General features: G+C 35.5%; 13 protein-coding genes. All 13 read left to right on the top strand.

Translation table 11 applies throughout. The annotated features are described in order from the left end of the window. The 13 genes from proB (at window position 1) to SPB_RS05615 (ending at window position 13,553) form a co-directional block, all read left to right on the top strand. Window positions 1–804 carry a glutamate 5-kinase gene (gene proB, locus SPB_RS05675; RefSeq protein ID WP_003103129.1) on the top strand — a complete coding sequence of 268 codons (804 nt, stop codon included), beginning with the start codon at window positions 1–3 and terminating at the stop codon, window positions 802–804. Window positions 805–813: 9 nt separating this feature from the next. Continuing rightward, complete coding sequence (locus SPB_RS05670) at window positions 814–2,064, top strand: glutamate-5-semialdehyde dehydrogenase (protein WP_003102763.1); 1,251 nt, start codon at window positions 814–816, stop codon at window positions 2,062–2,064. 79 nt (window positions 2,065–2,143) lie between these two features. Next, window positions 2,144–3,094, top strand: coding sequence for a 16S rRNA (cytosine(1402)-N(4))-methyltransferase RsmH (gene rsmH / locus SPB_RS05665; protein WP_003105805.1), 951 nt, complete (start codon window positions 2,144–2,146; stop codon window positions 3,092–3,094). Between the two features lie 3 nt (window positions 3,095–3,097). Beyond that, window positions 3,098–3,421 carry a cell division protein FtsL gene (ftsL, locus tag SPB_RS05660; RefSeq protein ID WP_003104409.1) on the top strand — a complete coding sequence of 108 codons (324 nt, stop codon included), beginning with the start codon at window positions 3,098–3,100 and terminating at the stop codon, window positions 3,419–3,421. A gap of 3 nt (window positions 3,422–3,424) precedes the next feature. Further along, the gene (gene pbp2x, locus SPB_RS05655; protein ID WP_003103609.1) at window positions 3,425–5,674 is read left to right on the top strand and encodes a penicillin-binding protein PBP2X; all 2,250 of its coding nucleotides are present in this window, start codon (window positions 3,425–3,427) and stop codon (window positions 5,672–5,674) included. A gap of 1 nt (window position 5,675) precedes the next feature. Further along, window positions 5,676–6,683, top strand: a complete 1,008-nt coding sequence (mraY, locus tag SPB_RS05650) for a phospho-N-acetylmuramoyl-pentapeptide-transferase (RefSeq protein WP_003105029.1) — start codon at window positions 5,676–5,678, stop codon at window positions 6,681–6,683. A gap of 82 nt (window positions 6,684–6,765) precedes the next feature. Then, entirely contained in the window at window positions 6,766–8,109 is a 1,344-nt protein-coding gene (locus SPB_RS05645; protein ID WP_003103994.1) for a DEAD/DEAH box helicase, read from the top strand. Window positions 8,110–8,247: 138 nt separating this feature from the next. Beyond that, entirely contained in the window at window positions 8,248–9,063 is an 816-nt protein-coding gene (locus tag SPB_RS05640; RefSeq protein ID WP_003103348.1) for a transporter substrate-binding domain-containing protein, read from the top strand. Window positions 9,064–9,183: 120 nt separating this feature from the next. After that, entirely contained in the window at window positions 9,184–9,987 is an 804-nt protein-coding gene (locus tag SPB_RS05635; protein ID WP_003106039.1) for an amino acid ABC transporter permease, read from the top strand. Further along, window positions 9,987–10,730: an amino acid ABC transporter ATP-binding protein gene (locus SPB_RS05630; RefSeq protein WP_003105363.1), complete on the top strand. Its 744-nt coding sequence runs from the start codon at window positions 9,987–9,989 to the stop codon at window positions 10,728–10,730. The genes SPB_RS05635 and SPB_RS05630 overlap by 1 nt, the downstream gene beginning before the upstream one ends. 110 nt (window positions 10,731–10,840) lie before the next feature. After that, window positions 10,841–11,065 (top strand): DUF4059 family protein, encoded by a 225-nt coding sequence (locus tag SPB_RS05625; RefSeq protein WP_003104578.1) that lies wholly within the window; start codon window positions 10,841–10,843, stop codon window positions 11,063–11,065. A gap of 62 nt (window positions 11,066–11,127) precedes the next feature. Next, on the top strand, window positions 11,128–12,051 hold the full coding sequence (gene trxB / locus SPB_RS05620; RefSeq protein ID WP_003103652.1) for a thioredoxin-disulfide reductase: 924 nt from the start codon (window positions 11,128–11,130) through the stop codon (window positions 12,049–12,051). A gap of 119 nt (window positions 12,052–12,170) precedes the next feature. Further along, complete coding sequence (locus SPB_RS05615) at window positions 12,171–13,553, top strand: amino acid permease (RefSeq protein ID WP_003102744.1); 1,383 nt, start codon at window positions 12,171–12,173, stop codon at window positions 13,551–13,553. Window positions 13,554–13,584: the final 31 nt, after the last annotated feature.

Below are 13,584 nucleotides of genomic sequence, written 5' to 3'. Positions count from 1 at the left end.
ATGAAGAAACGAAATTTTGAATCTGTAAAACGGATTGTTATTAAAATCGGGACAAGTTCCCTAGTCCAAAGTAGTGGAAAAATAAATTTAGAAAAAATTGATCAATTAGCCTTTGTTATTTCAAGTTTGGTTAATAAAGGAAAAGAAGTTATCTTAGTCTCATCCGGAGCAATGGGTTTTGGACTCGATATCTTAAAGATGGACAAGCGTCCTAGCGATTTAGCACAACAACAGGCAGTATCAAGTGTTGGACAAGTGGCGATGATGAGTTTATATTCTCAAATTTTTTCACACTATCAAACTAACGTCTCGCAAATATTATTAACGCAAGATGTGGTAGTCTTTCCGGAAAGTTTATTAAATGTAACTAATGCTTTTGAATCATTAATATCAATGGGAATTGTACCAATTGTCAACGAGAATGATGCTGTTAGTGTGGATGAAATGGACCATGCCACAAAATTTGGTGATAATGATCGACTATCAGCAATTGTTGCAAAAATTACAAATGCTGATTTACTAATCATGTTGTCGGATATTGATGGCTTGTTTGATAAAAATCCTACTATTTTCGATGATGCCATTCTTCGAAGTCAAGTTAATGAGATTACAGAAGAAATTATTTCTCAAGCTGGTGGGGCTGGTAGCAAGTTCGGAACTGGGGGTATGTTGAGCAAAATTCAATCAGCTCAAATTATTTTCGAAAATAATGGTCAAATGGTACTAATGAATGGTGCAAATCCTAGAGACATATTAAATGTCTTAGAAGGTCAATTGATTGGAACTTGGTTTATTAAAAGTTAGGAGTAATGTATGACACTTATTGAAACACTTGGCAAACAAGCTAAAGAAGCAAGTAAACAACTATTAAGAGTTTCAAGTCAAACAAAGAATCATTTTTTACTTGAACTAGCAACTTCGATAGAAGCTGAAAGCACATCAATACTTGAAGCAAATAAAATGGATATGGAAAAAGCGAAAGAGCATGGCATTTCCGAAATAATGCTCGACCGACTTTTACTCACAGAAGACCGACTTTTGGCCATGTGTCAAGGGCTACAACAAGTTGCTGATCTAACTGATCCCATTGGGCAAGTGATTAAAGGTTATACAAATGCTGATGGTCTGAAGATTGTTCAAAAACGTGTTCCACTTGGCGTTATTGCTATGATTTTTGAGAGTCGTCCAAATGTTACTATTGATGCCTTCAGTTTAGCTTTTAAAACTAACAATGCTATTATTTTAAGGGGTGGCAGGGATGCTCTAAATTCTAATATGGCTTTAGTTAGTGTGGTTAAAAAAGCACTAAAATCATCCGGTCTTCCTGAACATGCCATTCAATTACTTGAAGACCCTTCACATGCTTTAGCAGAGGAATTAATGAAAGCAACTAACTATATCGATGTGTTAATTCCGCGTGGTGGTGCACGGTTAATACAGACAGTTAAGGACAAGGCAAAAGTTCCAGTCATAGAAACTGGGGTTGGGAATGTCCATATATATATCGATCAATCTGCGGATCTTGATATGGCGACAGAAATTGTTATAAATGCTAAGACGCAAAGACCTAGTGTTTGTAATGCAGCTGAAGGATTAGTCATTCATGAGTCCATAGCTGAAAAATTTATCGCGCAATTAGAAACAGAAATTGTTAAGGTCCATTCTGTTGAGTTTCGTGTCGATCAAAAAGCCCTCTCCTTATTTAAAAATGCTAAACTGGCTAAAGAGGAAGACTATGCTAGTGAATTTCTAGATTATATTATGTCAGTTAAAATCGTTTCATCTTTAGATGAAGCTATTGACTGGATTAATCATTACAGTAGTCATCATTCTGAGTCAATTATTACTAAGGATTTGGAATCAGCCGAGCAGTTCCAAGAATTCGTTGATGCTGCAGTTGTCTATGTCAATGCATCGACTCGCTTTACTGACGGTTTTGTATTTGGCTTAGGGGCTGAAATTGGAATATCTACCCAAAAAATGCATGCCAGAGGTCCCATGGGTCTTGAGGCACTGACAAGTAGTAAGTATTATATTAATGGCAATGGTCAAACCAGAGAATAAAAAATAGAACTGTATAGTCTAGCGCTTACAGTTTTTCTTTTTGTTTTCTTAATAACTAAAATGTGTTAAAATTAAAGTTATGACAAAAGAATTCCACCATATTACAGTTCTTCTTAACGAGACCGTCGATATGTTAAATGTAAAGCCTGATGGTATCTATGTTGATGCTACTCTAGGTGGTGCTGGTCACTCAGCATATTTATTATCTCAATTAAATGAAAATGGGCATTTGTATTGTTTTGACCAAGATCAAAAAGCAATCGATAATGCACAGGTCTTTTTGAAACCCTTTATTGATAAAGGACAAGTAACTTTTATTAAAGATAACTTTAGGAATCTTAAGTCAAGATTAGCTAGTTTAGGTGTTACTGAAATCGATGGTATTCTGTATGATTTAGGTGTTTCTAGTCCGCAACTTGATGAACGAGAACGTGGTTTTTCATACCGTCAAGATGCACCTCTTGATATGAGAATGGACACAGAAGCTGAATTGACTGCTTATCAGGTTGTTAATCATTATGCCTTTAATGATTTGGTGCGTATTTTCTTCCGATACGGTGAGGATAAATTTTCTAAACAGATCGCAAGAAAAATTGAACAAGCCAGAGAAATTAAACCGATTGAAACGACAGCTGAATTAGCGGAGCTTATCAAATCAGCTAAACCAGCCAAGGAATTGAAGAAAAAAGGGCATCCTGCAAAACAAATCTTTCAAGCAATCCGGATTGAGGTTAATGATGAATTAGGTGCTGCAGAAGAATCTATCCAACAAGCAATGGATATCCTAGCTTTGGATGGAAGAATTTCTGTCATTACCTTCCATTCCCTTGAAGATCGATTAACCAAACAATTATTTAAAGAAGCAAGTACAGTCGATGTTCCAAAGAATATTCCAATTATTCCAGAACATCTGCAACCAAAATTTGAATTGGTTTCAAGAAAACCGATTCTGCCTAGTCTTGAGGAATTAGAAGCAAACAACCGCGCCCACTCGGCAAAATTGCGTGTCGCAAGAAAAATTCGGGTATAAACTATGAATAATGAAAAAAGAAGTCAAGAAGTTACTTCTGCCTTACAAAAGAGAATAAGAACTTTCTCTCGAGTTGAGAAAGCTTTTTATACTGCATTGATTTTGACAGCTATTACCATGTCAGTAAGTATTATTTTTTTACAGAGTCGAAAATTGCAACTGCAACAAGATATTACCGCTTTAAATAGAAAAATCGATGATAAAAAAACAGAACTCAATAATGCACGACAAGAAGTTAATGAATTATCACGACGTGATCGTATTATTGATATTGCTGGTAAAGGTGGTTTGAGTATCCAGAATGATAATATTAAGAAGGTCAAATAGTAGATGAATAAGTTTATTAAAGGTTTTATTGATTACGCCGTACGTGATCGGAAAACACCTGTGAAAAACAGAGAACATGTTGGACAAAACATGATGATATTAAGTATCTTTCTCTTTTTTGTCTTTATCATTAACTTTGTGATTATTATTGGAACTGATAAAAAATTTGGTGTTAACCTTTCTGAAGGGGCGAAGAGTGTTTATCAAGAAACGGTAACAGTTCAAGCTAAACGTGGAACAATCTATGACCGAAATGGGATAGCAATAGCTATTGACTCAACGACATATAGTATTTATGCTGTTTTAGACAAATCGTTTGTTTCAGCAACTGGTGAAAAGTTATATGTTCAACCATCACAATTTGACACTGTTGCTTCAATTTTAAACAAGCAATTGAAAATGAAGAAGACTGATGTTATCAAGCAACTAAAACAAAAAGGCCTATTCCAAGTTTCTTTTGGAACAACTGGTTCGGGTATTTCTTATAGTAAGATGACTACCATTCGTCGTGAGATGGAAAAAGCTAAGATAAAAGGTGTTGCCTTTACAACTAGTCCGGGTAGAATGTATCCTAATGGGACATTTGCTTCTGAATTAATTGGACTAGCTTCGCTAAATGAAAACAAAGATGGTAGTAACAGTTTAGTTGGTAAAACTGGTTTAGAATCTTCCATGAATGATATACTGTCAGGTCGAGATGGAACTATTACTTATGAAAAAGATAAGAATGGGAATACTTTGCTTGGAACAGGAAAAACAGTAAAGAAAGCAGTTGACGGGAAAGATGTTTATACAACTATTTCAGAACCAATTCAAACTTTCTTAGAAGCCCAAATGGATGTCTTCCAAAAAGAAACTAAAGGGGTCTTATCAAGTGCTACCTTGGTAAATGCAAAGACAGGGGAAATTTTAGCCACCTCTCAAAGACCAAGTTATAATGCGGATACTTTGGAAGGGTTAAATAATAAAGACTATAATTGGAAAAGTGCCTTGTATCAGAATAATTTTGAACCTGGTTCAACAATGAAAGTTATGACTTTAGCCTCTTCAATTGATGATGGTGTTTTTGAGCCAAATGATGTCTATAGTAGTGTAAATGGTCTTACTATTGCCGATGCCACTATTCAAGACTGGAATGTCAATGAAGGAATTTCAACTGGTCAATATATGACTTATGCCCAAGGTTTTGCCTTTTCAAGTAACGTTGGGATGACAAAGTTAGAACAAAAAATGGGTGGAAAGACTTGGCTTGATTACCTTTCGAAATTTAAATTTGGATTCCCAACTCGTTTTGGTATAGGGGATGAAGAATCTGGTATTTTCCCTGGTGATAACATTGTTACACAGGCAATGAGTGCTTTTGGACAAGGGATTTCTGTAACAGAAATTCAAATGTTAAGAGCCTTCTCGGCAATTGCTAATGATGGTGTTATGCTAGAGCCAAAATTTATTAGCAAGATATATGATCCAAATAATGGCAGTTACCGAACTTCTCAAAAAGAAGTGGTCGGAAAACCAGTATCGAAAAGGGCTGCTAGTGAAACTAGAGATTATATGGTCACTGTAGGAACAGATCCTGTATTTGGGACACTTTATTCAAAATCCACTGGACCTATTATTAAAGTTGGTGATTTACCTGTAGCTGTTAAATCTGGTACGGCCCAAATTGCTGCAGAAAATGGAAGTGGTTATCTTGATGGCGGTCTAACCAACTATGTTTATTCAGTTGTTGCAATGGTCCCATCTGATAACCCTGATTTTGTCATGTATGTAACAATTCAACAACCAGAACACTGGAGTGGGATGTTTTGGCAAGATGTGGTTAATCCAGTCCTAGAAGAAGCATATCTGATGCAAGAAACTCTAACTGAACCAGTTCCAGATGCCACTAGTGGTTCTGAATATAAGCTGCCTGATTTCATAGGTCAAAATCCTGGAAATACAGCTGATGAATTACGGCGTAATTTAATTCAACCAGTTGTTTTGGGAACAGGTAAGAAAATTGTTAAGGTTTCTAAGTCAAAAGGAACGAAATTAACTGAAAATAAACAAATCCTGGTTTTGACTGACAAATTTACAACTTTACCAGATATGTATGGTTGGACAAAATCAAACGTCAAAAAATTTGCCAAATGGACAGGAATTGAAGTAAAATATAAGGGTTCGAATTCTGGAACTGTAATTAAACAAAATATTGAAGTTGGTAAAGCACTTCATAAAATTAAAAAAATAACAATAACACTAGGAGATTAACATGTTTTTAACTATCATAGCAGCAATCATATCTTTAGTATTGACTGCTCTTGTCATGCCATTTTTTATAAAGTACTATCAATTGAAAAAAATTGGTGGCCAACAAATGCATGAAGATGTTAAACAACATTTAGCAAAAGCTGGGACACCAACGATGGGTGGGACAGTCTTTCTCCTTGTTGCGACCCTAATATCATTTGTTTTTGCTTTACTATTTTATCGCCAAAGCAATAGTTTTGGACTGATTTCAGGGATTCTATCAGTAGTTGTTATCTACGGATTTATCGGCTTCTTTGATGATTTCTTGAAAATATTTAAACAAAAAAATGAAGGTTTAACGGCTCGACAAAAGTTTGCATTACAGATTATTGGAGGCTTAATTTTCTATTTCCTTCATGTCTTACCAAACGGCATTGATGCAATAAATATCTTTGGTTATCACTTACCATTAGGGATCTTCTACGTTTTATTTGTACTCTTTTGGGTTGTTGGTTTTTCTAACGCAGTCAATTTAACAGATGGTATTGATGGTTTAGCTTCAATCTCAGTTGTTATTTCGCTCATTGCCTATGGTTTTATTGCTTTTTTCCAAAATCAGTTTGATGTCCTATTATTAATTGGTGTTATGACTGGTGCATTACTTGGTTTCTTCCTATTCAATCATAAACCTGCTAAAGTGTTTATGGGCGATGTTGGTAGTTTGGCGCTTGGTGCTTTATTAGCAGCAATCTCAATTGCTTTACGCCAAGAATGGACATTACTTATTATTGGTATTGTCTATGTTTTCGAAACAACATCAGTAATGATGCAAGTTTCTTATTTCAAATATACAAAGAAAAAATTTGGTGAAGGTCGTCGTATCTTTAGGATGACTCCTTTCCACCATCACTTGGAATTAGGTGGACTAACTGGCAAATCTGACCGTTGGTCTGAATGGAAGGTTGATGCCTTCTTATGGTCAGTTGGCTTAGTTGCAAGTTCAATTGTTTTAGCAATTTTATATTTATAAAGTGATTTGCAGTGCAGATGATGCACTGCATTTTGCTTGTCTTTAGCTTTAATGTTATAATATGAGAGAAAAAGAGGTTAATATGTCATTTAAAGATTATAATTTTAAACAATACATTCAGGATGCCCTGGATGCAATCAAGTTTACTGAACCAACTGATGTTCAGAAAAAACTTATTCCAATCGTTAATTCTGGTCGTGATTTAGTAGGTGAATCAAAAACTGGGTCTGGTAAGACTCATACTTTCTTGTTGCCAATTTTTGAGAAATTGGACGAAGATTTAGCACAAGTTCAAGTTTTAATCACGGCACCAAGTCGTGAATTAGCTACTCAAATTTTTGATGCAGCAAAACAAATTGCAAGCCATTCAGATAAAGAAATTCGTTTAGTTAACTATGTTGGTGGAACAGATAAACTCCGTCAAATTGAAAAATTGAAAGTTTCTCAACCTCATATTGTTGTGGGGACACCAGGACGGATTTATGATTTAGTTAAATCAGGTGATTTAGAAATTCATAAAGCAACAACATTTGTTGTTGATGAAGCTGATATGACAATGGATATGGGATTCCTAGACACTGTTGATAAAATTGCGTCAGCTCTTCCGAAAGCGGTACAAATTTTAGTCTTTTCAGCTACTATCCCACAAAAATTACAACCATTTTTGAAAAAATATCTAACTAATCCAGTTATTGAACAAATTAAAACTCAAACAGTGATTGCGGATACCATCGAAAATTGGTTAGTGTCAACTAAAGGTAGAGATAATAATAGTCAGATTCTGTCCATTCTCCAAAACATGAATCCCTATTTAGCTATGCTATTTGTTAATACAAAAGAAAGAGCAGATGAACTTCATTCTTTCCTTGTTGCTAATGGACTTAAAGTAGCTAAAATTCATGGTGGTGTTCCGCCAAGAGAACGTAAACGGATTATGAACCAAGTTAAAAAGCTTGACTTTCAGTATATCGTAGCGACAGACCTAGCTGCGCGAGGAATCGATATTGAGGGTGTGAGTCACATAATCAATGATGCAATTCCCCAAGATTTATCATTCTTTGTGCACCGTGTTGGTCGTACTGGTCGTAATGGTATGTCGGGAACAGCTATCACCCTTTATAAGCCTAGTGATGATTCTGATATTAAAGAACTTGAAAAATTAGGAATTCAGTTTGTACCAAAAGTGTTGAAAAATGGGCAATTTGAAGATACTTATGATCGTGATCGTCGTCAATCAAGAGAAAAATCATATAAGAAGCTTGATACTGAGATGATTGGTCTTGTTAAAAAGAAAAAGAAAAAAGTTAAGCCAGCCTATAAGAAAAAAATTCAATGGGTTGTTGATGAAAAGCGTCGTAAAGAACGTCGTGCGGAAGGCCGTGCTAAGGGTCGTGCTGAACGTAAATCAAAGAAACAAAGTTTCTAATCTGAATAAAAAGATAGTCCCAAAGGGCTCTCTTTTTTTTGTGATAAAAATTTATTATTGCCTTGATAGAAAAGCTGTATTAGATAGACAATTCAATTTTTGCTACTATAGTGACATAAGAAAAAAGGGGTTACGAGAATGAAAAAATTGATAACAGGATTTATGGGCATACTTTTATTACTAATGGCAATTGGTATTTCAACTGTGAAGGCTGATACTAAGGAAGAAGTTATTGTAGCCACTGATAGTGCGACAAAACCATTTACATATAAAGAAGGTAAAAAGGACACAGGATATGATATTGAGGTACTAAAAGCAGTCTTCAAAGACTCAAAAAAGTATAAGTTATCTGTGCAAACAGTAGCTTTTCCATCAATCTTAACAGGAATTGATGCGGGACGTTACCAAATTGCTGCCAATGACTTTGCCTTCAGTAAAGAAAGAGAAGCAAAATATCTCTTTTCAAGTCCAATTTCTAAATCTAATTTTGCAATAGCCACTAAAGGCAAAACAGATATATCACACTTGAAAGACCTGTCTGGTAAGAAAACGCAGGGAATTTCTGGAGCAAACTATATGCAAATTATGGAAAAATGGAATAAACAAAATCCAGACAAAAAACCGATTGGTTTAACGTATGCTGGTTCGTCTACACCATATACACAACGTTTACAAATGCTTGAAGATGGGCAATTAGATTTCCTTTTGTATGATGCCATTTCTTTAAAAACGGCAATTAAGGATCAAGGATTTGATTTGAAAGTAACCAACTTGAAAGGGCAAGTAGGAGATGAAAAGGATGGCTTAGAGTATTTTATCTTTTCTCAAGATGATAAAGGAAAAGAACTACAAATTTACGTCAATAAGAGACTAAAGAAACTAAAAAAATCTGGACAACTAAAAAAATTGAGTCTCCAATTCTTTGAAGATGACTTTGTTTCCTCAATTAAATAACTAAAAACCTTGTCACTGGTTGGTGATAAGGTTTTTCTATTAAGGTCATAGTATATTCATATTTTACAGATTTAAGAGGCAATGATAGACTATAGGGTACTATTATTAAAAGGAGTTGCTATGTCACATTTATATTTAGCCAGTTCATGGGATTGGTTTCATCAGTTAACAGCAAAAATACCAGAAGGAAAATTATTTAGTTGGCGAGCTGTCTTTGATGCTATTCCAGATATTATTAATCGCTTACCAATTACTTTGTTGCTCACAATCATTGGTGCAATTATTGGCTTACTTTTAGCACTGCTTTTTGCTATTGTAAAAATTAACCGTGTAAAAGTACTCTACCCGATTCAAGCGGTCTTTGTTAGTTTTCTTAGAGGCACACCAATTCTTGTTCAATTAATGTTAACCTATTATGGGATACCTTTATTTCTAAAATATTTGAACCTTACATATGGGCTTAATTGGAATATAAATGCAATTCCTGCGTCATTCTTTGCGATTACAGCTTTTGCCTTTAACGAGGCAGCTTATATGAGTGAGACTATTCGCGCAGCAATTCTTTCTGTCGATGATGGAGAAATTGAGGCTGCTAAAAGTCTGGGTATGTCCAATAAACAAGTCTATCAAAGGGTTATCGTTCCCAATGCGGCAGTAGTTGCGACACCCACATTAATCAATGGCTTGATTGGCTTGACCAAGGGTACATCTTTAGCCTTTAATGCAGGAATTGTTGAAATGTTTGCGCAAGCCCAAATTCTCGGTGGGTCGGATTACCGTTATTTTGAGCGCTATATTTCGGTAGCTTTAGTTTATTGGTTAATTAGTTTCTTTGTCGAACAGCTAGGCGCATACATTGAGCGACGAATGGCCATTCCGGCTCCGAAACAAGTCAGTGATAAAATGATTGGAGAACTACGTTAATGATTAACATCTCACATTTAAGCAAGAGCTTTTCAGGACAAAAAGTTTTGGACGATATTTCGTTGACCATTGAGAAAGGACAAGTTATTGCCTTAGTTGGCTCATCTGGAGCTGGTAAATCAACATTTTTAAGGAGCTTAAATTTTTTGGAAAAACCGGATTCAGGTCTACTAACAATCGGCGGCAATACATTTGACTTAGAAAAAATTTCAGGTGATGATATTCTCTTATTAAGACGTAAATTGGCTATGGTTTTTCAGCAGTTTAATTTATTTGAACGCAGAACAGCACTAGCAAATGTCAAAGAGGGTTTAACTGTTGTTAAAAAAATGTCGGATAAAGAGGCGACAGCGATTGCTCAGGAAGAACTGGCAAAAGTTGGTCTTTCTGATCGTCAAAATCACTACCCAAGACATTTGTCGGGTGGACAAAAACAGCGTGTGGCCCTGGCGCGTGCGTTAGCCATGAAACCAGACGTTTTATTATTAGATGAACCAACTTCAGCACTAGACCCTGAATTAGTAGGTGAAGTAGAGAAAGCCATTGCCTTAGCCGCCCAATCAGGACAGACAATGATTTTAGTAAGTCATGATATGGATTTTGTTTATCAAGTAGCTGACAAAGTACTATTTTTAGATCAAGGGAAAGTGATTGAATCTGGCTCACCTGAGGAAATTTTTAATTCACCAAAAGAAGAACGGACCAAAGCATTCTTTATGAAATATTCAAATTCCATTTTATAATTTATTTTTTTTACAAATAATTTGATATAATAGTAAAGTCTAGGTTTACCTGGGCTTTTTCTTGTCAGAGGACGGGAAAAAGAAAAAGTGTTAAGTGGGAGAAGGAAGCTATGTTACAAGAATTATTTGGTCTTTATGTGCAAGGACTTTTCTTATCATCAATTACGGTCCTCATTATTTGCTCCCTTTGGATGTTGATAAGAGCTAGAAGTAAGAAAGATAAAACAGCTTCTGAAAAACAAGCTTTTCTTTATGAAATGATCACCATTGCCATCCTACTGATACCAATAGTATCTTTTGCATTTATGAGTATCTTGATAGTCTTAAAATCATAATTTTTGCATTAGCATGTAGACACTGATAAAATGATGAAAGAAACAAACAAGGAGAAAAACAGATGTATGATACGCTAATAATTGGCTCTGGCCCTGCTGGGATGACAGCAGCTTTATATGCAGCGAGAAGTAATCTCAAAGTTGGTATTATTGAACAAGGTGGCCCAGGTGGACAAATGAATAATACCTCAGAAATTGAAAATTATCCTGGTTATGACAATATTACTGGGCCTGAGTTATCAATGAAAATGTTTGAACCACTTGAGAAATTCCATGTCGAACATATCTATGGGATTGTTGAGAAGGTCGAAGATTTAGGAAATGTAAAACGTGTTTGGGCAGACGATGAACATTATGATGCAAAGACAGTCATCGTGGCCACAGGGGCAAAATATAAGCTCTTAGGTGTACCTGGTGAGGAAACTTATACTAGTCGTGGTGTATCTTATTGTGCAGTCTGTGATGGTGCATTCTTCAGAAATCAAGACCTACTAGTTGTTGGTGGTGGAGATTCAGCAGTTGAAGAAGCTATCTATTTGACGCAATTTGCAAAGTCTGTCACTGTCGTGCATCGTAGAGACCAATTACGTGCTCAGAAAATTTTGCAAGACCGTGCTTTTGCTAATGAAAAAGTAAGCTTTATTTGGGACTCAGTTGTTGAAGAAATAAAAGGTAGTGATATCAAAGTTTCATCAGTAGCTATAAAAAATGTCAAAACAGGGCAAGTCACTGAACTTGAATTTGGTGGTGTCTTCATCTATGTTGGGATGATACCAGTGACAAGCATGGTTAAAGATTTGGGTATCTGTAATGCAGAAGGTTGGATTGAAACAGATGACCATATGCGCACTAAAACGCCAGGAATCTTTGCAATCGGTGACGTACGACAAAAAGATTTAAGACAAATCACAACTGCAGTGGGTGATGGTGCTATTGCAGGACAAGGTGTTTACCATTATATCGAAAATTTACCAGTAGAGAAGTAAGAGTAAAGACCAGTCATTGAAGAAGTGATTGGTCTTTACCAATACTTTTTGATTAGCTAATGTTGTCAATTTTCTGAAAATATAGTATAATAATCATATTTTATTGAACGGAGTTAAGAATGTCAAAAGAAAAACAGTCAGAACATAATGAACTTGAGAATGGGATGGTTCGTGGTTTACAGAATCGACATGTCCAATTAATTGCTATTGCAGGTACTATTGGAACAGGTTTATTTATGGGGGCGGGTCGCTCAATTGCTTTAACAGGACCTTCAATTATATTGATTTATATCCTTACAGGCGTCTTCATGTACCTCATGATGCGTGCTATTGGGGAGATGTTGTATTATGATCCAGATCAGCACACATTTATCAACTTTATCACAAAATATATTGGACCAGGTTGGGGACATTTCTCCGGTCTTTCTTATTGGGTTTCATTAGTTTGTATCGGTATGGCCGATCTTACTGCCGTTGGTACCTATGTCCAGTATTGGTTCCCTCATTGGCATGCTTGGCTTATTCAGTTAGTTTTCCTTGCAATATTAGCATCAGTCAATTTGATTGCGGTTCGATTATTTGGGGAAACAGAATTTTGGTTCGCGATGATTAAAATCGTGGCTATTTTATCTTTAATTGCAACTGGTATTTTTATGGTCATGACAGGATTTAAAACACCTGAAGGGCATGCTAGTTTAGCTAATATTAGCAATCATTTCTCAGTGTTTCCGAATGGTATCTTAAAATTCTTGATGGGCTTCCAAATGGTTTTCTTTGCTTACCAAGCCATTGAATTTGTTGGTATCACAACATCAGAAACTGCTAATCCAAGAAAAGTTTTACCTAAAGCTATTAAAGATATTCCTGTTCGTATTGTTATCTTCTATGTTGGGTCACTAATTTCAATTATGGCAATTGTTCCTTGGACTGATTTACCAGTTAATCAGTCACCATTTGTTATGGTCTTTCGTTTACTTGGTATCAAATGGGCTGCTGCTTTAATCAACTTTGTTGTATTAACGTCTTCAGCATCTGCATTAAACTCAGTATTATACTCAACTGGACGTCATATGTATCAATTAGCTAATGAAAATCCAAATAAATTAACTAAAGATTTAAAACTAAATACCTTATCAAAACAAGGTGTTCCAAGTCGTGCGATTATCTTTTCAGCAATTGTTGTTGGTATATCAGCAATTTTTACTATCATTCCTGGAATCTCTGATGCTTTTGCCTTAATTGCAGCATCATCATCAGGTGTATATATTGCTATCTATGCTCTTACCATGATTGCTCATTGGAAATATCGTCAGTCTGCTGACTTTATGCCAGATGGTTTCATAATGCCAGCCTATAAAATTACAACTCCAATTACACTTGTTTTCTTTGCCTTAGTATTTATCTCATTGTTCCTTCAAAGTTCAACATATATTGGAGCAATTGGTGCCACAGTCTGGATTGTCGCATTTGGGATTTACTGTAATAGACGATTTAATAAATAAAAAGATGATAATTATCATCTTTTTTTATTTT

The sequence above is a fragment of the Streptococcus parauberis NCFD 2020 genome (assembly GCF_000187935.1).
In the GTDB taxonomy this organism is placed as follows: Bacteria; Bacillota; Bacilli; order Lactobacillales; family Streptococcaceae; genus Streptococcus; species Streptococcus parauberis.
This window is presented reverse-complemented; position numbering and strand designations above follow the sequence as displayed.

Coding starts and splice junctions, on each gene's coding strand:
- SPB_RS05645 (WP_003103994.1), top strand. CDS start 6,766: ATGTCATTTAAAGATTATAATTTTAAACAATACATTCAGGATGCCCTG.
- proB (WP_003103129.1), top strand. CDS start 1: ATGAAGAAACGAAATTTTGAATCTGTAAAACGGATTGTTATTAAAATC.
- SPB_RS05615 (WP_003102744.1), top strand. CDS start 12,171: ATGTCAAAAGAAAAACAGTCAGAACATAATGAACTTGAGAATGGGATG.
- SPB_RS05635 (WP_003106039.1), top strand. CDS start 9,184: ATGTCACATTTATATTTAGCCAGTTCATGGGATTGGTTTCATCAGTTA.
- trxB (WP_003103652.1), top strand. CDS start 11,128: ATGTATGATACGCTAATAATTGGCTCTGGCCCTGCTGGGATGACAGCA.
- mraY (WP_003105029.1), top strand. CDS start 5,676: ATGTTTTTAACTATCATAGCAGCAATCATATCTTTAGTATTGACTGCT.
- pbp2x (WP_003103609.1), top strand. CDS start 3,425: ATGAATAAGTTTATTAAAGGTTTTATTGATTACGCCGTACGTGATCGG.
- SPB_RS05640 (WP_003103348.1), top strand. CDS start 8,248: ATGAAAAAATTGATAACAGGATTTATGGGCATACTTTTATTACTAATG.
- ftsL (WP_003104409.1), top strand. CDS start 3,098: ATGAATAATGAAAAAAGAAGTCAAGAAGTTACTTCTGCCTTACAAAAG.
- rsmH (WP_003105805.1), top strand. CDS start 2,144: ATGACAAAAGAATTCCACCATATTACAGTTCTTCTTAACGAGACCGTC.
- SPB_RS05670 (WP_003102763.1), top strand. CDS start 814: ATGACACTTATTGAAACACTTGGCAAACAAGCTAAAGAAGCAAGTAAA.
- SPB_RS05625 (WP_003104578.1), top strand. CDS start 10,841: ATGTTACAAGAATTATTTGGTCTTTATGTGCAAGGACTTTTCTTATCA.
- SPB_RS05630 (WP_003105363.1), top strand. CDS start 9,987: ATGATTAACATCTCACATTTAAGCAAGAGCTTTTCAGGACAAAAAGTT.